The following is a 22,061-nucleotide window of genomic DNA, read 5'->3' as shown; positions in this document are numbered from 1 at the left end:
TCACTAGCATGACCATCGGTCAGAGTTACGGGCTGGGGAAAGAATTGGCTGGACGCCAGAAAAACAAAAGGGTCATTCAATAATCGAATGACCCTTTAAATCCCGCATAGCGGGCAAACCTGGCGTCCCCTAGGGGACTCGAACCCCTGTTACCGCCGTGAAAGGGCGGTGTCCTAGGCCACTAGACGAAGGGGACACAAACCTTCTGACAATTGATCAGTGCTGAGTACTGATCGGCTCAAGGTCGGTGTGGCCAAACCTTGAACTGCAAATTGGTGGAGCTAGACGGGATCGAACCGTCGACCTCTTGCATGCCATGCAAGCGCTCTCCCAGCTGAGCTATAGCCCCGGATTTTTCGCCTCGCGGCGCAGCGACATCTTGCAACATCGCTTGTGTGATACTGGCGTCCCCTAGGGGACTCGAACCCCTGTTACCGCCGTGAAAGGGCGGTGTCCTAGGCCACTAGACGAAGGGGACGCAAACCCTTCTAACAACTGACCAGTGCTGAGTACCGGTCGATTCAAGGTCGGTGTGGCCAAACCTTGAACTGTAAATTTGGTGGAGCTAGACGGGATCGAACCGTCGACCTCTTGCATGCCATGCAAGCGCTCTCCCAGCTGAGCTATAGCCCCTCGTCGGTGAGGACGGGGCGAATCTTAAGGGGCGTTCTCAAGGCTGTCAATTTTTTTTCAGCTTTTTGACAAAAAATTTGCCGGGATAACAATCACTTACCGCCCTGCCCAGAAAAACCGGGCTTTTGCGCCCTTCCCGGCCCGAATCGGCTCCGACAAAAGAGCCGATGCAGGCCGGAAAGAACCCAGGCCAAGGCGACCGATCGACCCACCACTCAAGACTCAAGCGTAGCCGAAAAGATCGCCACTCCCACCGGTCGTCACCTCAAGCAGAAGCTCAGGCGATGGCGCCCAGCAGCTTCTCCCATTCCTTGTTTTCTTTCTTCGACACACCGCCCAGCAGGTCGATGGCCTGGCGCAAACGGTAACGAGTCAGGTCCGGACCGAGGATTTCCATGGCATCGAGCACCGACACCGAACTGGCCTGACCCGTGATGGCGGCGAACATCAGTGGCATGGCATCGCGCAGCTTCAACTCCAGGGACTCCACCACAGCCTGAATGGTCGCGGTGATCGTGTCCTTCTCCCACTGGCGCAGGCTTTCGAGCTTCCACAGGATCAGTTGCATCAGTTGACGCACCTGGTCACCGGACAGTTTCTTGGACTCGAACAGCTTGGCATCCGGCGCGACCCCACCGGCAAAAAAGAAGCCACCCAACGGCGCGATCTGGCTGAAGGTTTCTACCCGCCCCTGCACATGGGGAGCGATCTTCATCATGTAGTCGCTGTTGAACGCCCACTTCTGCACCCGCGCGGCGAACTCCTGCACCGGCAAGTCACGCAGCCACTGGCCGTTGAGCCAGGACAATTTCTCGATATCGAAGATCGGGCCGCCCAGGGACACCCGCGACAAGTCGAAGTTATCGACCATTTCCTGCAGCGAGAACTTCTCGCGCTCGTCCGGCATCGACCAGCCCATGCGCCCCAGGTAGTTGAGCATCGCCTCGGGCATGAAGCCCATGCGCTCGTAGAACGTCACCGAAGTCGGGTTCTTGCGCTTGGACAGTTTGCTCTTGTCCGGGTTGCGCAGCAGTGGCATGTAGCACAACTGCGGCTGCTCCCAACCAAAATACTCGTACAGCAGGATCAGCTTCGGTGCCGACGGCAGCCATTCCTCACCACGCAGCACGTGGGTGATGCCCATCAGGTGGTCATCCACCACGTTGGCCAGGAAGTAGGTCGGCAAGCCATCGGTCTTCATCAGCACCTGCATGTCCATGCGATCCCACGGGATCTCGACATCGCCACGCAGCATGTCGGGCACCACGCAGACGCCTTCGGTGGGCACCTTCATGCGGATCACGTGGGGTTCGCCGGCAGCCAGGCGCCGGGCCACTTCTTCCTTGGACAGCAACAAGGCACGGCCGTCATAGCGCGGGGTCTCGCCGCGCGCCATTTGCTCGGCGCGCATCTGGTCCAGCTCTTCAGCGGTGCAGAAGCACGGGAAGGCGTGACCCAGGTCCACCAGTTGCTGGGCGTACTTCTGATAGATCTCACCGCGCTCGCTCTGGCGATACGGGCCGTGAGGGCCGCCAACATCCGGGCCTTCGCTCCAGTTGATACCCAGCCAGCGCAAGGCATCGAAGATCTGCTGCTCGGACTCGCGGGTCGAGCGCAACTGGTCGGTGTCTTCGATACGCAGGATGAACTCACCGCCATGCTGCTTGGCGAAGCAGTAGTTGAACAAAGCGATATAAGCAGTACCTACGTGGGGATCCCCGGTAGGCGATGGCGCGATGCGCGTACGGACGGTGGTCATGGCATGTCTCGAAAAGAATAGAAAAAGCGAGGAACAAACAGGGGGCGAATGGTAACAGGCGACACCAGCCGGGCTCCAGTAAGGAGGGCATTTAAGCCAAGGTTGCGACTACAGGCCACTGCGACCGCCAGAAACCGCCAATAATCTGCAAGCGGCATTTACCACCTGCCGGCTATATGCCAGATTCATTCTTAGAAAAATTTACTTACATTTGATTGCGTCCCGCCCATGCCTGCCCAACTCAAGCGTCGCCTGTTCATCTTCCTGTTCGTGATCCTGCTGGTAGCCCTGGGTTTCCTCGGTCATTGGTGGTTCCACGGACGTTTTTACGAAGTGACCGACAATGCTTATGTCCAAGGCGAAATAACCCGGGTCTCCAGCCAGCTCAGTGCACGCATCGATGAAGTACTGGTGCAAGACAACCAGCATGTGGAACAGGGTCAACTGCTGGCACGCCTGGAGCGCGCCGACTTCCAACTGGCCGTTGATCGTGCCCTGGCCGCCCTGGCTACCCGCGAGGCCGAACGCCTGCAGGCCCAGAGCAAGCTGACCCAACAAGGCAGCCTTATCGCCGCCAGCGAGGCCCAGGTTGCATCGAGCCAGGCCACCCTGGGCCGTTCGCAAATCGACCTGTCCCGGGCCCAGACCCTGCGCAAGCCTGGCTACGTATCTGAAGAGCGGGTCACCACGCTCTCCGCCGACAACCATATTGCCCGCTCCCAGGTCGCCAGGGCCCAGGCCGACCTGCAGGGCCAACGCCAGCAAGTCAGCGCCCTGAGTGCCGATATCAAGCGCTTGGACGCCCTGATCGCCAACGCCCGGGCCGACCTGGCCCAAGCGCAGTTGAACCTGAGCCGCAGCGAGATCCATGCCCCCATCAGCGGCATCATCGGCCAGCGCGCCGCCCGCAATGGCCAAGTGGTTCAGGCCGGCGCCTACCTGCTGTCGATCGTTCCGGACCAGGACATCTGGGTCCAGGCCAACTTCAAGGAAACCCAGATCGGCCACATGCGCCCGGGACAGCCAGCCGAGCTGACCTTCGATGCCTATGGCGACACCCCGATCCAAGCCCGGGTCGAGAGTTTGTTCGCCGCTTCGGGCGCGCAGTTCAGCCTGCTGCCACCGGACAACGCCACCGGCAACTTCACCAAGGTGGTACAACGCATCCCGGTGAAATTGACCTTCGCCAGCGACAACCCGCTGCAAGGCAAGATCCGCCCGGGCATGTCCGTGACCGTCAAAGTGAACATCAAAGACCCAGCCGATGGCCGGTGACGCTTTACTGCGCCCGGTCGGAGAGCCCAGCCGGCGCGACTGGATCGCGGTCATGAGCGCCATGCTCGGTGCCTTCATGGCGGTCCTGGACATCCAGATCACCAACTCTTCGCTCAAGGACATCCAGGGCGCCCTCTCCGCGACCCTGGAGGAAGGCTCATGGATCTCCACCTCCTACCTGGTGGCGGAAATCATCATGATTCCTCTCACCGCCTGGCTGGTGCAGTTGCTCTCGGCACGCCGGCTGGCGGTCTGGGTGTCGGTGGGATTCCTTATCGCCTCCCTGCTCTGCTCCATGGCCTGGAGCCTGGAAAGCATGATCGTGTTCCGCGCCCTGCAGGGCTTCACCGGCGGCGCACTGATTCCCCTGGCATTCACCCTGACCCTGATCAAGCTCCCCGAGCACCACCGGGCCAAGGGCATGGCCATGTTCGCCATGACCGCCACCTTCGCCCCCTCCATTGGCCCGACCCTCGGTGGCTGGCTGACAGAGAACTGGGGCTGGGAATACATCTTCTATATCAACGTCCCCCCGGGGCTGCTGATGATTGCCGGCCTGCTGTACGGCCTGGAGAAGAAACCTGCCCATTGGGAGCTGCTCAAGAGCACCGACTACACCGGCATCCTCACCCTGGGGCTGGGACTGGGATGCCTGCAGGTGTTCCTCGAGGAAGGCCATCGCAAGGACTGGCTGGAATCGAGCCTGATCGTCACCCTGGGCAGCATCGCCTTGATCAGCCTGAGCGCGTTCGTCATTGTCCAACTGTCCAAGCCCAATCCACTGATCAACCTGGGAATTCTGGGCAATCGCAACTTCGGCCTGTCGAGCATCTCCAGCCTGGGCATGGGGGTCGGCCTTTACGGCTCGATCTACCTGCTGCCGCTGTACCTGGCGCAGATCCAGAACTACAACGCCCTGCAGATCGGCGAGGTGATCATGTGGATGGGCGTTCCGCAGCTGTTCCTGATCCCGCTGGTTCCCAAGCTGATGCGCTATGTCTCGCCCAAATGGCTGTGCGCCCTGGGTTTTGGCCTGTTCGGCCTGGCAAGCTTCTCATCAGGCGTACTCAACCCGGATTTCGCTGGCCCGCAGTTCAACCAGATCCAGATCATCCGCGCCCTGGGCCAGCCATTGATCATGGTGACCATCTCGCTGATCGCCACGGTCTACATACAGCCACAGGATGCCGGCTCGGCCTCCAGCCTGTTCAACATACTGCGCAACCTGGGCGGTGCGATCGGCATCGCCTTGCTGGCAACCCTGCTGGATGCCAGGACCAAGACTTACTTCGACTATCTGCGCGAAGCCGTTGTGCCAGGCAACCCACAAGTCGCGGAACGCCTGGCCAACCTCACGGAGAAGCTCGGCAACGATACCGCGGCCCTGGGCAAGCTGAGCGAAATCACCCATCAACAAGCGCTGATCATGGCTTACAACGATGCATTCCATTTTGTCGGCATCGCCCTGGGCATCAGCATGCTGGCCATCCTCCTGACCAAGGCCCTGCCCCAGGGAGCCAAGGCCGGTGAAGCTCACTGAATACAGCCTGCAACAAGCGCAGCAGGCTGGACGCGGCCATCAGACGTTGAGCAACCGCTCGCGCAACTTGCTGATTTCGTCGCGTGTTTGCGCCGCCGCCTCGAACTCGAGGTCGCGGGCCAGTTGATACATTTTCTCTTCGAGCTGGCGGATGCGCTTGGTGATCTCGCTCGGTGAGCGCAGTTCGTTTTCGTAGCGCGCGTTCTCCTCGGCAGCCTTGGCCATGCCCTTGCGCTTCTTGCTGCGCGAGCCCGGCACACTGGCGCCTTCCATGATGTCGGTGATGTCCTTGACCACGCCCTTTGGCGTAATGCCGTTAGCCAGGTTGAAAGCCAGCTGCTTGTCACGACGACGCTCGGTCTCACCGATAGCACGCTGCATGGAGCCGGTGATGTTGTCGGCGTAGAGGATCGCCTTGCCGTTGAGGTTACGCGCGGCGCGACCGATGGTCTGGATCAGCGAACGCTCGGAACGCAGGAAGCCTTCCTTGTCGGCATCGAGAATCGCCACCAGGGACACTTCCGGCATGTCCAGGCCTTCGCGCAGCAGGTTGATCCCCACCAGCACGTCGAAGGTCCCCAGGCGCAAGTCGCGAATGATCTCCACACGCTCCACGGTATCGATATCCGAGTGCAGGTAGCGCACGCGGACGCCGTGATCGGCCAGGTAATCGGTAAGGTCCTCGGCCATGCGCTTGGTCAAGGTGGTCACCAGGACACGCTCCTGAAGGGCTACGCGCTTGGTGATTTCCGACAGCAAGTCATCCACCTGGGTCAGCGCCGGACGCACTTCCACCTGGGGGTCGACCAGACCCGTGGGACGCACCACCTGCTCCACCACCCGGCCGGCATGTTCCGCCTCATAGTTGCCAGGAGTGGCCGAGACGAAGATGGTCTGCGGGCTGATGCCCTCCCACTCGTCGAAACGCATCGGTCGGTTATCCAGGGCCGACGGCAAGCGGAAGCCATACTCCACCAGGGTTTCCTTGCGCGAACGGTCACCTTTATACATGGCGCCGACCTGGGGCACGCTCACATGGGATTCATCGATCACCAGCAAGGCATCGGCTGGCAGGTAGTCATACAGGGTTGGCGGCGGCGCACCGGCGGGACGCCCAGACAGATAGCGCGAGTAGTTCTCGATACCGTTGCAATAACCCAGCTCCAGGATCATCTCCAGGTCAAAACGGGTGCGCTGCTCCAGGCGCTGGGCTTCCACCAGCTTGTTGTTGGAGCGCAGGTACTCCAGGCGTTCCTGCAGCTCTTCCTTGATCCCGTCGATGGCCTCCAGCAGGGTTTCCCGCGGGGTCACGTAGTGGCTCTTGGGATAGAAGGTGAAGCGCGGCAGCTTGCGGATGACCTCGCCGGTCAGCGGGTCGAAGGCACTGATGCTTTCCACTTCGTCATCGAACAGCTCGATGCGGATCGCCTCCAGATCGGATTCCGCCGGGTAGATATCGATCACATCGCCACGCACCCGGAAAGTGGCCCGGGCGAAATCCATGTCGTTGCGGGTGTATTGCAGGTCCGCCAGGCGTCGCAACAAGGCCCGCTGGTCAAGCTTGTCACCGCGATCGACGTGCAAGACCATCTTCAGGTAGGTCTCAGGGCTGCCCAAGCCGTAGATGCAGGACACCGTGGTGACGATGATCGCGTCCTTGCGCTCCAGCAGGGCCTTGGTCGCGGACAAGCGCATCTGCTCGATATGGTCGTTGATCGAGGCGTCCTTCTCGATGAAGGTATCGGAGGACGGCACGTAGGCTTCGGGCTGGTAGTAGTCGTAGTAGGAAACGAAATATTCCACTGCGTTATTCGGGAAGAACGCCTTGAACTCGCCATACAACTGCGCGGCCAGGGTCTTGTTCGGCGCCAGTACCAGGGTCGGGCGCTGCACTTGCTGGATGACGTTGGCAATGCTGAAGGTCTTGCCCGAACCGGTCACACCGAGCAGGGTCTGGTGCGCCAGGCCGGCCTCGATGCCTTCGACCATCAGGCGGATGGCCTCCGGCTGGTCGCCGGCAGGTTGGAAACGGGTAACGAGCTGGAACTCAGACATAACCTACCTCTGGAATCATCCTGCGCGGCACGACCGGACAGCAATGGGAAAGACCACGTACGACCCAGGTCGCCGGGGAAAGAAAACGGGAATATTCAGAATGTGGAGTCAAATCCCACAGCTTTCAAGGTAAAGGTCCTACACCCGCTAACACGCCGAATGTTGCAATAAGACTAACGGTCAGAAAATAACCCGAAAAACTTGTCGCAAAAGGCGAATAGCCTGTCGCCCGCCGCGATGATGGCCTCTATACTAGCTCCCCGTTTGTGCACCGCTCTAGTGCATTCGGCTGGAGCGCGACACGTCCCTCCACACTCCATTCAGAGCCGCCGTAAAATGAGCCTGTTCTCCGCTGTCGAAATGGCACCACGCGATCCAATCCTGGGCCTCAACGAAGCATTCAACGCCGACACCCGTACCGACAAGGTCAACCTTGGGGTGGGCGTGTACTGCAATGAGGAGGGACGCATTCCACTCCTGCGCGCCGTTGTCGAAGCCGAGACGATCCGCGCGGCCCAGCACGCTTCCCGTGGCTACCTGCCGATCGACGGCATCGCCGCCTACGACCAGGCGGTACAGAAGCTGCTGTTCGGTGCCGACTCGCCCCTCCTGGCGGCCGGCCGTGTGGTCACCACCCAGGCCGTCGGCGGCACTGGCGCCCTGAAGATCGGTGCCGACTTCCTCAAGCAACTGCTGCCCAACGCCGTAGTCGCCATCAGCGACCCGAGCTGGGAGAACCATCGCGCGCTGTTCGAGACCGCCGGCTTCCCGGTACGCAACTACCGCTACTACGATGCCGCCACCCATGACGTGAACCGCGCCGGCCTGCTGGAGGATCTCAACGCCCTGCCAGAGCAGTCGATCGTGATCCTGCACGCCTGCTGCCACAACCCGACCGGCGTCGACCTGAGCCCTGCGGACTGGAAGAACGTCCTGGAAGTGGTCAAGGCCAAGAACCTCGTGCCGTTCCTGGACATGGCCTACCAGGGCTTCGGTGACGGTATCGATGAAGACGCCGCCGCCGTGCGCCTGTTCGCCGAGTCGGGCCTGACCTTCTTCGTGTCCAGCTCCTTCTCCAAATCGTTCTCGCTGTACGGCGAGCGTGTCGGCGCACTGTCCATCATCAGCAGCTCGAAGGAAGAAAGCGCCCGCGTGCTGTCCCAGGTCAAGCGCGTGATCCGCACCAACTACTCCAACCCACCGACCCATGGCGCCACCATCGTCGCCGCGGTGCTCAACAACCCGGAACTGCGCGCCCAATGGGAGCAGGAACTGGCAGAAATGCGCCTGCGGATTCGCGGCATGCGCACCCAGATGGTCGACCTGCTGGCCAAGGGCGCACCACATCGCGACTTCAGCTTCGTTGGCCGCCAGCGTGGCATGTTCTCCTACTCCGGCCTGACCGCCGAACAAGTGGGTCGCCTGCGCAGCGAGTTCGGTATCTACGCCCTGGATACCGGCCGCATCTGCGTCGCAGCGCTGAACCAAAGCAACATCGATGTCGTGACCAAGGCCATCCTCCAGGTGATCTGATCATCCTGGACAAGCAAAAAAGGGGAAGCCATCGTGCTTCCCCTTTTTCATGGGCGCATGCGAACTATGTGTTCGGAAAAACGCCGCACGCTCTAGACTCTAGCCATACCCGCCTAGCGAGAATCCCAATGAAAGATGATGACCTGCGAGCCGAGCGCGACGAACCGGAACGCTATCCGTCCCATTCACAAAAACGGCAGAAGAACCTGGTCCTGCAGATAGCCCTGGGGGTGTTCCTCGGTGGCCTGGCGCTATGGCTGGTGCAACTGGCAGCCACATCGCTGATGACCAAACTGATGCTGGGCAGCCTCACCTTCGGCGGCTGAGGCACATAAGGCGCGCCGCGTAAAAAATTATTCTTTTCACCCGCCGCCCTTGACTTCCCTTTTTGAATCAGTAAGATACGGCGCATTCCGCGATAGCTCAGTTGGTAGAGCAAGTGACTGTTAATCACTGGGTCCCTGGTTCGAGTCCAGGTCGTGGAGCCATCTTCCAGACTGTTTGCTAAACACCATAAAGGGCGCCCTGCTCTTTTTAGCAAACCAGCTCAAGCTATCTCCTTATCTGTTGTCCAATCCGTGCACCAAGCTGGGTGTGCGGATACGGGCTCTTGCCCAAAACCCACGCCTGCGTTCGACGGGTTGCTTTGCCGCAAAAGCCTGGCGTAGGCTGTGCGCCTCTTTTTCCGGTCAGTAAGACGATGATGTTCCTGTCAGCACAGTCACCGTGCAGCTCTCCCTCGATATCCTCTTCGGCCAAAGTGGTCGTTGCCCAGCATGACTGCGCGATCAATCGTCGACGCCGCAGCGTGCTGTTCGCCTTCACGTTTTCCCCTCCCCAGCACAGCCGCTGATCGCGACTGGCTGCGACTCCTAGCTGCAAACCGGCTCGCGCGCGCTAGCGCAGGGTCAGGACAACCAGCGTCCCGGCCGCCAGCCGACCCTGAATCTGCCGGCCGGTAGCCACCGCCAGCGATCGAGCTAACCACCCAGCAATTGCCTGCACGCCGGCCCGCGCCATGACGCAGCCGGTCTCTCTTATTTTTGGCGCCTGAATCTTCAGGTGCAGGTCCTGAGCCATGAACAAAGCTTTGTTAGCCGCCCTGATCCTGGGCATCTCCATCGTTGGCCTGAGCATTGGCTCCACGGTGCCGATCCTCGCCCTGCGCCTTTACCAGGCCGGTGCGTCCAACAACCAGATAGGCCTCATGTCAGCCCTGCCGGCAGCCGGCATGATGCTGTCGGCGTTCCTGGTCAATACGCTGTGCCAACGCTTCACCCGTCGCCAGATCTATCTGCTGTGCTTCAGCCTCTGCGCCCTGAGCGTCGCAGCCCTGGAGGTGCCTGGTACCGGCCTCTATAGCCTGGGCCTGGCCCGCATCAGCATGGGCCTGGGCGCCGGGCTGATCATCATTCTCGGCGAAACCTGGGTCAATGAAATGGCCGAAGATGCCACCCGCGGGCGACTGGTCGCGGTCTATACCACCTGCTTCACCTTCTTTCAGTTGCTGGGCCCGGGCCTGGTCTCCCTACTGGGCACCGAGGGACCGGCCGTGCTGGCCATCGTCAGCATCGGCTACGCCGTAGCGATTGCCGTGGTCTGGCTGATCCTGCCCCAGGAGGATGCGCCGAGCCCCCATGCCGAGAGCCGGACATTCTCCGTGCTGGGCTTCATTCGGATTGCCCCGGCGCTATGCGTGGGCATCCTGTTCTTCGCCTTCTTCGACAGCATGGTGCTGTCGCTGTTTCCGGTCTACGCCGCCGGCCACGGCTACAGCATCAAGCTTGCAGCACTGATGGTGACCATCATTCTATTGGGCGACACGGCATTCCAGTTTCCCCTGGGCTGGCTCTCGGACAAGCTCGGACGTCCGGGCATCTACCTGGGCTGCGGCATCATCTCGCTGCTGATCGGTCTTGGCCTGCCGATGCTGATGCAAACCCCAGGCCTGCTATGGCCGAGCCTGGTGATCCTGGGTGCGGTGGCCGGCGGCATCTATACCCTGGCGATCGTGCTGATCGGGGAATCCTTCAGCGGCCCGGACCTGGTCACCGCCAACGCCAGTGCCGGCCTGCTCTGGGGCATTGGCAGCCTGCTGGGACCACTGCTCAGTGGCGCAGCCATGAGCAGTGGTAGCTATGGCCTGCCACTGACCCTGTCGGCCGCCGCCGCCATCGTGGTGGTATTCGCCCTGTCCCTGGTGCGCCAGGGACAGTTCAAAGCCGCACAGTAACGCGCCGAAGCGCAAGACGCGGCCGCCGATCATTCACAGGCCGCGTCTTTGTCATTACCATCGCGCCCTTCAACCCGCCTTCATGGACACCTTGCGATGGACCGACCCCTGCGCCTCTTGCCCCTGTGCGGCATGCTCTTGCTATTGCCGCTACCCGCCCTGGCCAACCCAGCGATAGATTGCGCCGCCCTGGGCGAAAGCGCCTCCCAGGAAGCTGGCGACTACCGCCCTCCCCTGGAGGCCAAGGTTACCGGCACGGGCCGCCTGCACTTTCACAGCGCTCCGAACCCCGCCTGCGTGGACAAGAAACTCTTCGTGATCCCTGGCGATGGCCTGACGGTGTACGCCTCCACTGACAACGGCTGGGCCCAGGTCATGTACATCGCCAAGGGTGGTGAAGACTACACCGGCTGGGTCGAGGAGCAGCGCCTGCAATTCGCCGGTCACTATGGGCGCGCTCAGCTGCCAGCCGAGGTCACGACCTTTCTGCAGCGCCATGAAGAATGCTTGCACTTCGCCGGAGAGGAGCCCTACGACGCCGAGCGCCGCGCGGAGCTGGAAAAAGCCACCAAGACCTGCATCGGCCTGGATCGCCAACTCGCCAGCTTGCGCGAGCAGTACAAAAACGACGCCGAGGTCATCCAGGCACTGGCCCCGCTGGAAAACCTGGAATAACCAGGCCCTGATGCAAAACCGGCGCCCCAAGGCGCCGGTTGCTTACGACAGCCACTCACGTCAGTGAGTCGCCTCTACGCTGCTCCTCGCATGGCTGGGCGTCGCGCCCTCTGCCTGCACATCGCCCACCAAGCCATCAGCCACCAAGGGCACCTCATTGCCCTCGGCATCGTGCAGCTTGCCACCACTGAAATAGTCTCCCTCACGCAGTACCGCGATGTCCTGGAAACGCAGGCTGCGCTCGGTACCGGCGACGAACACCGACTGCTGGTCGGAGTTGCCGGTGGTGAAATGGTTGAAGGCCAGGTTCAGCAGGATCGCCATGATCGCCGAGGAACTGATACCGGAATGGAAGATCGTCGCGAACCAACTGGGGAAATGATCGTAGAAGCTGGGTGCGGCAATCGGGATCATGCCGAAACCGATGGAAGTGGCAACGATGATCAGGTTCATGTTGTTGCGATAGTCGACCTTGGACAAGGTGCGGATACCGCTGGCCGCCACGGTGCCGAACAATACGATCCCGGCCCCACCGAGCACGGAGGTCGGTACTGCGGCGATTACACGCCCCATGAATGGCAACAGGCCAAGGATCACCAGGAACAATCCGCCGGTGGCGACCACGAAGCGGCTCTTGATTCCGGTAACCGCCACCAACCCGACGTTCTGGGCAAAGGCGCTTTGGGTAAAGGAACCGAAGATCGGCGCGATCATGCTCGATAGCATATCGGCCCGTAGGCCATTACCCAGGCGCTTGGAGTCGACCTTGGTATGGATGATCTCCCCCACTGCCAGGATGTCCGCGGAAGTCTCCACCAAGGTCACCATGACCACGATGCACATCGACAGGATCGCCGCGACATGGAAAGTCGGCATGCCGAAGTGGAACGGCGTGGGCAGGCCGAACATCGGCCCCTGGGCGACACCAGAGAAATCGGCCATGCCCAGGAATACGGCGATCACGGTACCGATGATCATGGCGAGCAGGATCGACAGCCGGGAAATCGCCGCACTGCCGATCTTGCTCAACATCAGCACCAGCACCAGGGTGACGGCGGCCAGGCCGATGTTCGACATGCTGCCGAAATCCGGCGACCGGCTGTTGCCGCCCATGGCCCAGCGCGCCGCCACGGGCATCAGCGTCAGGCCGATCGTGGTGATCACAATGCCAGTGACCAAGGGCGGGAAGAATTTGGTGATACGGGAAAACACCGGGGTGATCAACAAGCCGATCAACGACGCGGCGATCACCGCCCCCAGCACCGATTGAAAACCGCCTTCACCACCACTGGTGACGATCGCCACCATGGTCGACACACCCGCGAAGGACACGCCCTGTACCAGCGGCAGCCGGCAACCGAAGAACGGTACGCCAAGAGTCTGCAACAGAGTGGCCAGCCCTCCGGCAAACAGCGAGGCCGCGACCAGCAAACCGATCTCTGCCGAGGACAGGCCGGCTGCCTGGCCGACAATCAGAGGCACAGCGACGATACCGCCATACATGGTCAGAACATGCTGCAGGCCATAGGCCATGTTTGCGCCAACACCCAAATTTTCGTCTTCGGGCCGCTGCGGTGAAACCTGGGGCGTAGTCATGGTGTGAGGGCTTCCTGTTTTTGTTATGGACACACTGTATGCAACATCAAAGACAACTGTCCATATGATTGTATACAGTTTATCTGCCAAGTCCCGGGCCACTTTGGTGCATCCCTGCCAACTCGGAGCCGCCCGCGCTATCTGGATGCTCAGGCGAAAAAGCCGTTCCAGAGCCTCTGCCAAGTCCTGTACTCCATGGCCCCGCCCACCACGGCAGCGACACTTCGGAGCTTAAAAAAACATCATAAAAAAAGGCCGACTCGATGAACGAGTCGGCCCTTGCAAGAAAAGGTCCCAAGCAGCCTTGCGATCATCCGGCCTCGAGCAATTGCTGGAGCGTACGCTGCAGGTCGGGATGATCCGGCAAGCGCAAGGCGAACTCGTCCTGCAGTAGTCGCATGAACTCCCCGACGTCGGAGATCTGCCGCCGCTCGCTGGGTTGCCCCATCCGATGGATCGCATAGCTGGCGTTGTTCAGCGTATGGCGCACACCCGCTCCGATTCGCGCCACCTTCAACTGGCCGAGAAACGGCGAGTCCGGATGGGTCGAGACGTACCAGTTGCCCATTTCGTAGTCCACGTCCCCCTGCACCTGCAGGTCGAACACATACATCGCTCGCCATTCGTCCGCGACCTTGGCTCGCAGGGTATAGCTGCCCTCACGCTCGGTGATGCGATAAGGCTCATGGGGCGTTGCCTGTTCCTGCTCGGTGTCCAGCAACAGCGGCGCGGTGGGCACCATGCCGCCGAAACCGACATCGACGATATAGCGCTGGCCGTCCAGGTGCAGCAGCGTCAAGCGATGGCTACGGGCGGTGAGCTCATCCTCCGGCCCTCCCATCACCACCCGGCCGGTGATGCCCCGGACCTCATAGCCCAGGTACTGCAGCAGCACCAGGAAGACCTGGTTGAGCTCGTAACAGTAGCCTCCGCGCCCCTGGTGAAGGATCTTGCGTTCCACCGATGCCAGGTCGATAGGCACCGCCACCTGCAGCAACGTCGAAAGACTCTCGAAGGTGAACCGGCAGACATGACGCAGCTGCAGCTCCCGCAATGTCTCCAGGGTTGGCGGCGGCGGGCTGTCATACCCGAGGCGATGCAGGTAGAGATCGAAATTCATCTGGTTCGGCTGGCTCATGTACAAGTCCTTGAAATGAGTGTCGCGCCGGGCCCCGGCAATCCGCATACCGATCCATTCGAGCAACGCCAGGCCCTGGCATACCCGGCTGATGTATAAGCCAGAAAGCACGAGCCGCGACAATCGATTCGCCTGATATTTTTTATTGAATTGGCACTCGATTGGCTCTTGCCAAGAGGCAGCGACGATCCTGTAATGCCCCCCTCGCCTCGCTCTGGAGAAGCCGTGCCATGTACCCGCTGGAAGGCCCCCGCATCGTTCTGCGCCCCCTACAAGCCAGCGATGCCGATGCCCTGGTCGCTGCCGCCCGGGATGGCGAGCTATGGAACCTGCCCTTCACCGTGGTGCCCTCCCCGGACACCATCGACCGCTACCTGGCCGCCGCCCTCGATGGCCGCGCCAACGGCACCGTGCAGCCCTTCGTCACGTGTTTGCGATCCACCGGCGAGGTCATCGGCTGCACACGCTTCTGGAAGATCGATCAACACAATCGAAAACTGGAGATTGGCAGCACCTGGATTGCCAGTCGCTGGCAACGCAGCTTCGTCAATACCGAGGCCAAGTACCTGATGCTGTGCCATGCCTTCGAGAAGATGGCTTGCGTGCGAGTGCAGTTCACCACGGATGAAATCAACCACAAATCTCGCGCCGCGATCCTGCGCCTGGGCGCACAGCAAGAAGGCATAGTGCGCCATGAGCGCATCATGCCCGATGGCCGCAAACGCAATTCCGTGCGCTTCAGCATCATCGACGACGAGTGGCCCGAGGTGCGCCGGCACCTGGAGCAGCTGCTCGAACACACCTCCCATTGAGCAAGTCTTTGCCGACAAGGATGCAGTCATGTCCACCCCCGTTGTCTTTCGTCACGCACAAGTCGAGGACGCCCTGTGCATCAGCGGCCTGGCCACCCAGGTCTTCCTCGATACCTACGCCACCGACGGCATGCGCGCAGACCTGGCCGAGGAAGCCTTGAGCACCTATGCACCGCAGCAATTTCGCCAGCGCCTGGCAGATCCGCGCAAGGTCTTGCTACTGGCCGAGCGCGCGGGACACCTGCTGGGATTTGCCGAGCTCGGCGACAACATCCGGCCGCCGCTGGCACAACTCTCTCAGGGCATGGAACTGGTACGCCTGTATGTGCAGCGCCATGCTCATCGCCAGGGAATTGGCCAAGCCTTGCTAGATAGGGCCGAGAGCCTGGCACAAGCGCGCCAGGCCAGTTGCCTGTGGCTCACCGCCTGGGATGGCAATCATCCGGCGCTTGCCTTCTACCTGGCCCAGGGATACGACGCCGTCGGCACCACCCACTATGAATTCGGCGGCAACCGCTATGGCAATCAGGTGTTCTGCAAGACCTGGTAGCACTCAACGATCAGAACGCTGCAACTGCTCCGGCAGCGTTTCCATCGCTAACGCCGCCACCCGATTGCGCCCCGTGGCCTTGGCCTGGTACAGGGCTGCGTCCGCTCGCTCGATGAACACTTCGATGCTGTCGCGGCCACTGGGCACGAAGGAGTAGCAGCCCAGACTGACCGTCACGCAGCCGACCGGAGAACCGGAGTGGGTGATGTTGCGTGCCATGACGCTCTGGCGCACCTGCTCAGCCATGGCCAGCACGCCATGGATATCGGTATCGGGCAACAGCAGTGCGAACTCCTCACCGCCATAGCGCACCGCCAGGTCGGCCTTGCGCTGGCAACACTGCTGCAGGGCCTGGGCCACCTGACTCAGGCAATGGTCGCCCGCGACATGGCCATAGGTATCGTTGTAGCTCTTGAAGAAGTCGATGTCGGCCATGATCAGCCCCAGCGGGCTGCCTTGCCGGGCACCGCGACTGAACTCGATCGCCAAGGAGCGCTCGAACAGCCGCCGGTTGGCCAGGCCGGTCAGGCTGTCATGGGTGGCGATCACCTCCAGCGCCTCCTGCGCCTCGCGCAGGTCAGCCTCGATCCGCTCGTTATTGCGTACCTGGTGCACGAACACCCAGCCGAACAAGCCGACGCCCAGCAACACCAGGGCCACGATGGCGCTGGACTGGTAGGCCGAGGAGTACCAACCCTTGAGAATCGCATCCTTGGAGTTGGCCGCAGCCACCACCAGCGGATAAGCCTGCAACTGGCGGTAGCCATACAGGCGCGGTATGCCGTCCACGATCGAGGTGATCATGGCATTGCCGGCAGTGGCCTCAGGCAGGTACTTGCTGAAGATCTCACCACGGGCCAACGACGCCCCGACCTGGCGCTCCTCGAATGGCCGCCGCGCCAGGAGCGTACCGTCGGACAGGGCCAGGAACATTGTCCCCTGATCGTCGATATTGAAGCTTTTGAAGTACTGGTCGAAATACGCCAGCTTGATGCCGGCCATCAGTACCCCCTGGAAATCCCCATTCTGGTCGTTGATCCGCCGGGAAATCGGAATGATCCACTCGCCATTGGCACGGCTGCGAATCGCCGGGCTGATGTGCACCTGCAACGAGGCATTCTGCTGGTGGAAGCGAAAGTAATCGCGATCCGCTACCTCCTCGCCATGGGGCGAGTCGTTGAAGGAGCTGACCATCCACTGCCCCTGCTTGTCGTAGAGAAAGACCCCGCTGAGCTGGTTCAGGGCCAATACGCGCCGCGCGAAGATTTTCTGCAGGCGCAATCTCTGCTCTGGCCCCTCGCCCAGGGTTTCGATCCACTCGGAAAGGCTCATCAGTACCAGGTCGGCCTCCATGAAGGTGTCCTCGGCCTGCTGGGCCATGGCCTGGGTGAGGTTGATGGAGTTGACCTCGGCCTGGGCCAAGTCATGCCGCCAGGACTGTTCGAGCTGCAGATACAGCAAGCCGCACAGGCAGAGAAAGACCATGGCGATGAAGGCCACTGCCGCCTTGAGCAAAGGCAGGCGCTTCAGGGTGCCGCCGGGGGCATGATGTGCATCGTAAATGGGAACGGGCAAAAGGGTCGTCCTGACGGGAAAAGGCGTGATTTGCAACGCAAATCCCTTGTTGTTTTTCGCCGGCTCATCCGCCAGCGTCTGGCGCAGCATCAGCTCCATGCTTATTGGGCCCACTATTCTGGCAAGCAGGTCCATGGGCCGTTATCGGCTGCACGAGGCAATGCCTGAAGCATAGATCGCCGGTGCGGCAGAGTATTCGTCCATGACCTGAGAATTTCTCTCAACAATGATCAGGCCGGTGCGAACCATGGAAACCGCAACAGTGGCTCCGAGCCAATTTTCAGGTAGTACAGAGCACCTTGCAAAAGGCTTTTCCAGGATTGCTGCATGCTGCCCACCGGGTATTCACAAAAACTTTTCAGGTGATCGCTACAGGCGTTTCCCCCTGGCACCCTTCAAAGATGCGCGCCACACCCACTCGGCCTGATTTGCGACAATGCCCGGCATGACATTCCGGACTTGTGCAGCGCCCTCTGCCGAGCCGAGCCAGTTGCTGGCTACCGCCGCCAACGACGAAGCCCGCACGAGGATCTGGCTCCGGACCGGAGCGTGGGCAGCGCAACCTACGCCAGCCGCTCGAACGATGCTACGCACAGGCTGGCGTATCGAGAAAAACAGTCAGGAAGCCACTACGCTGCTCGCCGGCATGCAGCACGCCTACGACGGTACTTTCCGTACCATACCTAGCGCCGCTGGCGATCCTGGCAATCGATTACGCTGGCGTTGGTGATGATGTTCTTGCTGTCGGTATACAGAGTGATGCTGCAGAAATAATCCAGCACGGTCTGGTTCTCGTAATAACCGGTCTTGCGATAGACCGCCTCGCTGCTCACCGGCATCGCGCCAGCCACACCCTGGCCACCGACCCCAACCCATGTTTCGCGCTGGCCGACATATTCGCTGCCAGTCTGCACGAACACCTTGTCGGGCCCCAGATGGGTCTGCACCCGGTTCCAGGCATAGAAACCACCACTGCCATAGGACGAAGGCCCCATCCCCTGGTCGGGCTTGCCGAACAATTCGAAGGCTTTCTTGGCTGGCTGGCCAATCAGCCGTTGCGCGGCGATATTGATCTCATTGTCCTGGCTGCTGCTTTTACCAGGCACGGCGCAGGCCGTGAGAGCCAGAACGGCCATGGTCAGCGCGGCGAGCTTGATCGAAGGCATGACATTCACTCCTTGTGCATGTGGCGTAGGGAAAACCACGAAACTCTGGCTCAGCTGAAACACGGCGTCCATGCTAGCCAAGTGCCGCCAGCCCACATCGAGGATGGGCCCAATACCTTGCTCGCTGCCAGGACCATGGCTGGATAGCGGATTCGAGCCAATGGGAATCAATGGAGGTATCTTGTAGAACCGCTCAATACCCAGGAACCCCATGCTCAGTTCGCTCATCTCGAATGGTAAGCCTGCAACGCCTGATCGCTCAGATCTGATCGCACCTTGGTGGAGTTTCACGAAAACAGTTCTAGCGGCGACAGCCCTGTCACTGGTGCGTGATGGATTGCTGGAGCTGGACGCCCCTATTGCCGGTCACGCTTTCACCTTGCGCCAGCTACTGCGACATGAGGCCGGCCTCGCCGACTATGGCGAGCTGGTGGAGTATCACGCCGCTGTTGCCAACAATGAATCACCTTGGCCAGCAACTGAAATGATGCAACGCCTTGATGGTCTGCGACTTCGATATGCCCCCGGAACCCATTGGAGATACTCGAATGTTGGCTATCTGCTGGTTGGCAGGTTGATTGAACGCATGACTGACCTGGAACTGGATGATGCCGTCACTCAACGCGCCCTGGCGCCTCTGGGGCTGTCGAATGTTCGGTTCGCCAAGACACCCGCAGACCTACAGGCAACGGCTTCGGGGAGCACATCGAACTATGACCCCGCCTGGGTTTATCACGGCCTGCTGGTCGGCCCGATTTCGCAAGCGGCGCTCTTCTTGGATCGCTTGCTTTGCGAGTACCTTTTCTCCGCGGATCTGCTTAAGGAAATGCAGGCCACTCGAGCACTCGGCGGTCCGATTCCAGGGCGACCATGGATCGAGCCTGGCTATGGCCTGGGGGTTATGCAGGGTTCGATTGAAGGCGGCTTTTCCCTTAGTGGGCACACAGGCTGCGGACCTGGCAGCGTGATCGCGGTCTATCGAGTCCGCGATGGCGCCACATCGGCCTGCTGTGCGGCCTTTGCAACAGGCACCAGCGAAGGCGCGGTAGAAACCTTCGTGGCTGGACAGCTGATACAAGCCCTGGGGCAAGCTTGCTGAATCGTTCATCCCTGCACCCTACCCACTTGAGCGCGCACCAGGGCTGGGCCATCTGTTTTCGGGCGAAGCTGCGGCTCTCTTGGTAAACTTGCCGTCCATTTCGTTTGATGCGGACCTGAGCCGTGCAGCTCGCAGCCCATCTGCCAGCTTTCCTGCCCAGAAAGTCGCCCTATCGAAAGTGCTACATGCCAGTTCCTTAGGTGGTGTGTCGTACCACCAACACCTAAAGAACACCTGAAAACGCCCCAGAACACGCCTTAAACACGTAGAGCAAAATGGTCCAGAATTCAGCTACAGCCCCAGTAAACTCAAGCCCTACGCTGTCCCGGCGGTTTAGCGTTGCGCCGATGATGGATTGGACGGACCGCCATTGCCGTCACTTCCTGCGCCTTCTCTCCAAGCACACCCTGCTCTACACCGAAATGGTCACCACGGGGGCCTTGCTCAACGGCGATCATGAGCGCTTCCTGCGCTACCACCAGTCGGAGCATCCCCTGGCCTTGCAGCTGGGGGGCAGTACGCCTTCGGACCTGGCCGCCTGCGCGCGCATGGCCCAGGAGCACGGGTATGACGAGGTCAACCTCAATGTGGGCTGCCCCAGCGACCGGGTGCAGAACAACATGATCGGTGCGTGCCTGATGGGGCATCCGGCCCTGGTGGCCGATTGCGTGAAGGCGATGCGCGATGCGGTATCGATCCCGGTGACGGTCAAGCACCGGATCGGCATCAACGGGCGAGACAGCTATGAGCAATTGCGTGATTTCGTAGGGCAGGTCCACGAAGCGGGCTGTACCAGTTTTACCGTGCATGCCCGGATCGCGATCCTCGAAGGCCTGTCACCCAAGGAAAATCGGGAAATCCCGCCCCTGCGCTATGACGTGGCGGCGCAATTGAAGGCTGACTTTGAGCAGTTGGAGATCATCCTCAACGGTGGCATCAAGACCCTCGAGTCCTGCCATGAGCATCTGCGGACCTTCGATGGGGTGATGTTGGGCCGTGAGGCGTACCACAACCCCTATCTGCTGGCCGAAGTGGACCAACAGCTGTTCAACAGCACAGCACCGGTGATTTCCCGCGCCGAAGCGTTGGCGCAACTGCGACCTTACATTGCCGAGCATTTGGCCAGCGGTGGCGCCATGCATCACATCACCCGCCATATCCTGGGGCTGGGCACCGGTTTTCCAGGGGCACGCAAGTTTCGTCAGCTATTGTCAGTGGACATCCACAAGAGCAAAGATCCGCTTGCCCTGCTGGACCAGGCCGGCCAACTGCTCGAAGGACGCTAGGTATCGGTTCAATTGAACCTGATCCAGCTTTTGGCATCGTATTTATCTGGATAGCGCCCCAACCTTCAAACGGCCATGTTCCGGCCGTAGCCTTTGGGGCTTCTGCAAGTATTTCGCGCCCTTGAGCGCTCGTCGGCGCTCGGGTAATGTCATCGGACCCATAGGACAGAGCACGCTCATGACTTCCAAGCTGGAACAACTGAAGAAAATCACCACCGTCGTGGCCGATACCGGAGACTTCGACGCAATTGCCCGAGTCAAGCCAGTAGACGCCACCACCAACCCATCGCTGCTGCTCAAGGCTGCGGCTATTCCAGGCTATGCCGAACTGCTCAACGCCAGCGTCAGTGATTGCAAAGGCGATGTTGGCCTGGCCAGCGATCGTTTCGGTGTGGCCGTCGGCCAAGAAATCCTCAAGGTCATCCCGGGCCGTATTTCCACCGAAGTCGATGCTCGCCTGTCTTTCGACACCACGGCCATGCTCAAACGCGCTCATCGCTTGATCGACCTGTACGAAACAGCCGGTGTGGGCCGCGATCGAGTGCTGATCAAGATCGCTTCTACCTGGGAAGGTATCCGTACTGCCGAGCAACTGGAGCGCGAAGGCATCCAAACCAACCTGACCCTGCTGTTCTCCTTTGCCCAGGCCGTGGCTTGCGCCGATGCCGGGGTGTTCCTGATTTCGCCGTTCGTGGGCCGGATCTACGATTGGTACAAGAAGGCGACTGGAAACGACTACACCAACGCGGACGACCCAGGCGTGCAGTCGGTGACTCGAATCTACAACTACTACAAGGCCAATGACTACAAGACAGTGGTCATGGGCGCCAGCTTCCGCAACCTGAATCAGATCGAGCAACTGGCAGGCTGCGACCGCCTGACCATCAGCCCGGACCTGATCGAAAAACTAGCGGCCGATACTGGCAAGCTGGAGCGCAAGCTGAGCCCGAGCAAGACCGGCGAAGCACGCCAGAGCCTCAACGAAGCGCAGTTCCGCTGGGCGTCGAACGAGGATGCGATGGCCACCGAGAAACTGGCGGAAGGCATCCGTCAATTCGCTCGCGACCAGGAAAAACTCGAGGCCCTGCTCAGCGCCAAGCTCTGATCGGGCAGCACGTATAAAAAAGGGCGAACCT

Annotated in this window: 18 protein-coding genes and 5 tRNA genes; 12 read left to right on the top strand and 11 right to left on the bottom strand. The window is 60.7% G+C overall.

All coding sequences use genetic code 11. The annotated features are described in order from the left end of the window. Positions 1-120: 120 nt before the first annotated feature. From C4K39_RS10320 to gltX, 5 genes are all read right to left on the bottom strand, one after another. Positions 121-196 (bottom strand) — tRNA-Glu (locus C4K39_RS10320). Positions 197-273: 77 nt separating this feature from the next. Further along, positions 274-349: transfer RNA gene (locus C4K39_RS10315), tRNA-Ala, on the bottom strand. Positions 350-402: 53 nt separating this feature from the next. Then, positions 403-478, bottom strand: a tRNA-Glu gene (locus C4K39_RS10310). A 79-nt stretch (positions 479-557) separates the two neighbouring features. After that, positions 558-633: transfer RNA gene (locus C4K39_RS10305), tRNA-Ala, on the bottom strand. 277 nt (positions 634-910) lie between these two features. Further along, a complete protein-coding gene (gltX, locus tag C4K39_RS10300) occupies positions 911-2,392 on the bottom strand; it encodes a glutamate--tRNA ligase (protein ID WP_068576798.1) in 1,482 nt (493 codons plus the stop codon). Positions 2,393-2,620: 228 nt separating this feature from the next. On the opposite strand from gltX, the gene C4K39_RS10295 reads away from it, so the two are divergent. Further along, positions 2,621-3,667 (top strand): HlyD family secretion protein, encoded by a 1,047-nt coding sequence (locus C4K39_RS10295; protein WP_124346285.1) that lies wholly within the window; start codon positions 2,621-2,623, stop codon positions 3,665-3,667. Beyond that, on the top strand, positions 3,657-5,207 hold the full coding sequence (locus C4K39_RS10290) for an MDR family MFS transporter (RefSeq protein WP_124346284.1): 1,551 nt from the start codon (positions 3,657-3,659) through the stop codon (positions 5,205-5,207). The genes C4K39_RS10295 and C4K39_RS10290 overlap by 11 nt, the downstream gene beginning before the upstream one ends. 39 nt (positions 5,208-5,246) lie before the next feature. Here C4K39_RS10290 and uvrB read toward each other — a convergent pair whose 3' ends face one another. Next, positions 5,247-7,262: an excinuclease ABC subunit UvrB gene (gene uvrB / locus C4K39_RS10285; protein WP_068576804.1), complete on the bottom strand. Its 2,016-nt coding sequence runs from the start codon at positions 7,260-7,262 to the stop codon at positions 5,247-5,249. 336 nt (positions 7,263-7,598) lie between these two features. On the opposite strand from uvrB, the gene C4K39_RS10280 reads away from it, so the two are divergent. From C4K39_RS10280 to C4K39_RS10270, 3 genes are all read left to right on the top strand, one after another. Further along, positions 7,599-8,795 carry an amino acid aminotransferase gene (locus C4K39_RS10280; protein ID WP_068576806.1) on the top strand — a complete coding sequence of 399 codons (1,197 nt, stop codon included), beginning with the start codon at positions 7,599-7,601 and terminating at the stop codon, positions 8,793-8,795. Between the two features lie 128 nt (positions 8,796-8,923). After that, positions 8,924-9,121 (top strand): hypothetical protein, encoded by a 198-nt coding sequence (locus C4K39_RS10275; protein WP_068576808.1) that lies wholly within the window; start codon positions 8,924-8,926, stop codon positions 9,119-9,121. A gap of 86 nt (positions 9,122-9,207) precedes the next feature. After that, positions 9,208-9,283 (top strand) — tRNA-Asn (locus C4K39_RS10270). A 409-nt stretch (positions 9,284-9,692) separates the two neighbouring features. Here the strand turns inward: C4K39_RS10270 and C4K39_RS10265 are convergent. Next, positions 9,693-9,875 carry a hypothetical protein gene (locus tag C4K39_RS10265; RefSeq protein WP_124346283.1) on the bottom strand — a complete coding sequence of 61 codons (183 nt, stop codon included), beginning with the start codon at positions 9,873-9,875 and terminating at the stop codon, positions 9,693-9,695. Between C4K39_RS10265 and C4K39_RS10260 the strand changes: the two genes are divergently transcribed. Beyond that, complete coding sequence (locus C4K39_RS10260) at positions 9,874-11,028, top strand: MFS transporter (protein ID WP_124346282.1); 1,155 nt, start codon at positions 9,874-9,876, stop codon at positions 11,026-11,028. The genes C4K39_RS10265 and C4K39_RS10260 overlap by 2 nt on opposite strands. A 96-nt stretch (positions 11,029-11,124) precedes the next feature. Continuing rightward, positions 11,125-11,703 carry an SH3 domain-containing protein gene (locus C4K39_RS10255; protein WP_124346281.1) on the top strand — a complete coding sequence of 193 codons (579 nt, stop codon included), beginning with the start codon at positions 11,125-11,127 and terminating at the stop codon, positions 11,701-11,703. Positions 11,704-11,763: 60 nt separating this feature from the next. Here C4K39_RS10255 and C4K39_RS10250 read toward each other — a convergent pair whose 3' ends face one another. Beyond that, the gene (locus C4K39_RS10250; RefSeq protein ID WP_068589234.1) at positions 11,764-13,299 is read right to left on the bottom strand and encodes a nucleobase:cation symporter-2 family protein; all 1,536 of its coding nucleotides are present in this window, start codon (positions 13,297-13,299) and stop codon (positions 11,764-11,766) included. A gap of 310 nt (positions 13,300-13,609) precedes the next feature. Further along, positions 13,610-14,437, bottom strand: a complete 828-nt coding sequence (locus C4K39_RS10245; RefSeq protein ID WP_068589254.1) for an arylamine N-acetyltransferase family protein — start codon at positions 14,435-14,437, stop codon at positions 13,610-13,612. A gap of 230 nt (positions 14,438-14,667) precedes the next feature. On the opposite strand from C4K39_RS10245, the gene C4K39_RS10240 reads away from it, so the two are divergent. Beyond that, the gene (locus C4K39_RS10240; RefSeq protein ID WP_068589237.1) at positions 14,668-15,249 is read left to right on the top strand and encodes a GNAT family N-acetyltransferase; all 582 of its coding nucleotides are present in this window, start codon (positions 14,668-14,670) and stop codon (positions 15,247-15,249) included. Between the two features lie 28 nt (positions 15,250-15,277). After that, positions 15,278-15,799 (top strand): GNAT family N-acetyltransferase, encoded by a 522-nt coding sequence (locus C4K39_RS10235; protein WP_068589240.1) that lies wholly within the window; start codon positions 15,278-15,280, stop codon positions 15,797-15,799. Positions 15,800-15,802: 3 nt separating this feature from the next. Here the strand turns inward: C4K39_RS10235 and C4K39_RS10230 are convergent, their stop codons facing one another. Together C4K39_RS10230 and C4K39_RS10225 are read right to left on the bottom strand one after the other, a co-directional pair. Beyond that, positions 15,803-17,374 (bottom strand): sensor domain-containing diguanylate cyclase, encoded by a 1,572-nt coding sequence (locus C4K39_RS10230; RefSeq protein WP_124346280.1) that lies wholly within the window; start codon positions 17,372-17,374, stop codon positions 15,803-15,805. Positions 17,375-18,057: 683 nt separating this feature from the next. Beyond that, positions 18,058-18,540 carry a hypothetical protein gene (locus C4K39_RS10225; RefSeq protein WP_068589243.1) on the bottom strand — a complete coding sequence of 161 codons (483 nt, stop codon included), beginning with the start codon at positions 18,538-18,540 and terminating at the stop codon, positions 18,058-18,060. A 211-nt stretch (positions 18,541-18,751) separates the two neighbouring features. Between C4K39_RS10225 and C4K39_RS10220 the strand changes: the two genes are divergently transcribed. The 3 genes from C4K39_RS10220 (at position 18,752) to tal (ending at position 22,030) form a co-directional block, all read left to right on the top strand. After that, a complete protein-coding gene (locus tag C4K39_RS10220) occupies positions 18,752-19,639 on the top strand; it encodes a serine hydrolase domain-containing protein (protein WP_124346279.1) in 888 nt (295 codons plus the stop codon). Between the two features lie 275 nt (positions 19,640-19,914). Continuing rightward, positions 19,915-20,925, top strand: a complete 1,011-nt coding sequence (dusA, locus tag C4K39_RS10215) for a tRNA dihydrouridine(20/20a) synthase DusA (RefSeq protein WP_124346278.1) — start codon at positions 19,915-19,917, stop codon at positions 20,923-20,925. A 178-nt stretch (positions 20,926-21,103) separates the two neighbouring features. After that, on the top strand, positions 21,104-22,030 hold the full coding sequence (gene tal / locus C4K39_RS10210; protein WP_124346277.1) for a transaldolase: 927 nt from the start codon (positions 21,104-21,106) through the stop codon (positions 22,028-22,030). Positions 22,031-22,061: the final 31 nt, after the last annotated feature.

It is taken from the genome of Pseudomonas sessilinigenes (assembly GCF_003850565.1).
Lineage (GTDB): Bacteria > Pseudomonadota > Gammaproteobacteria > Pseudomonadales > Pseudomonadaceae > Aquipseudomonas > Aquipseudomonas sessilinigenes.
The sequence above is the reverse complement of the archived record's forward strand: the minus strand, read 5'-3'. Positions and strand labels throughout refer to the sequence as shown.

Bases quoted from the DNA above. Each gene is read 5' to 3' on its own strand.
- C4K39_RS10220 (WP_124346279.1), top strand. From the start codon at position 18,752: ATGCTCAGTTCGCTCATCTCGAATGGTAAGCCTGCAACGCCTGATCGC.
- C4K39_RS10240 (WP_068589237.1), top strand. From the start codon at position 14,668: ATGTACCCGCTGGAAGGCCCCCGCATCGTTCTGCGCCCCCTACAAGCC.
- tal (WP_124346277.1), top strand. From the start codon at position 21,104: ATGACTTCCAAGCTGGAACAACTGAAGAAAATCACCACCGTCGTGGCC.
- C4K39_RS10295 (WP_124346285.1), top strand. From the start codon at position 2,621: ATGCCTGCCCAACTCAAGCGTCGCCTGTTCATCTTCCTGTTCGTGATC.
- C4K39_RS10280 (WP_068576806.1), top strand. From the start codon at position 7,599: ATGAGCCTGTTCTCCGCTGTCGAAATGGCACCACGCGATCCAATCCTG.
- C4K39_RS10235 (WP_068589240.1), top strand. From the start codon at position 15,278: ATGTCCACCCCCGTTGTCTTTCGTCACGCACAAGTCGAGGACGCCCTG.
- C4K39_RS10255 (WP_124346281.1), top strand. From the start codon at position 11,125: ATGGACCGACCCCTGCGCCTCTTGCCCCTGTGCGGCATGCTCTTGCTA.
- gltX (WP_068576798.1), bottom strand. From the start codon at position 2,392: ATGACCACCGTCCGTACGCGCATCGCGCCATCGCCTACCGGGGATCCC.
- C4K39_RS10225 (WP_068589243.1), bottom strand. From the start codon at position 18,540: ATGCCTTCGATCAAGCTCGCCGCGCTGACCATGGCCGTTCTGGCTCTC.
- C4K39_RS10265 (WP_124346283.1), bottom strand. From the start codon at position 9,875: ATGGCTCAGGACCTGCACCTGAAGATTCAGGCGCCAAAAATAAGAGAG.
- C4K39_RS10245 (WP_068589254.1), bottom strand. From the start codon at position 14,437: ATGAGCCAGCCGAACCAGATGAATTTCGATCTCTACCTGCATCGCCTC.
- C4K39_RS10290 (WP_124346284.1), top strand. From the start codon at position 3,657: ATGGCCGGTGACGCTTTACTGCGCCCGGTCGGAGAGCCCAGCCGGCGC.
- C4K39_RS10250 (WP_068589234.1), bottom strand. From the start codon at position 13,299: ATGACTACGCCCCAGGTTTCACCGCAGCGGCCCGAAGACGAAAATTTG.
- dusA (WP_124346278.1), top strand. From the start codon at position 19,915: ATGGTCCAGAATTCAGCTACAGCCCCAGTAAACTCAAGCCCTACGCTG.
- uvrB (WP_068576804.1), bottom strand. From the start codon at position 7,262: ATGTCTGAGTTCCAGCTCGTTACCCGTTTCCAACCTGCCGGCGACCAG.
- C4K39_RS10260 (WP_124346282.1), top strand. From the start codon at position 9,874: ATGAACAAAGCTTTGTTAGCCGCCCTGATCCTGGGCATCTCCATCGTT.
- C4K39_RS10275 (WP_068576808.1), top strand. From the start codon at position 8,924: ATGAAAGATGATGACCTGCGAGCCGAGCGCGACGAACCGGAACGCTAT.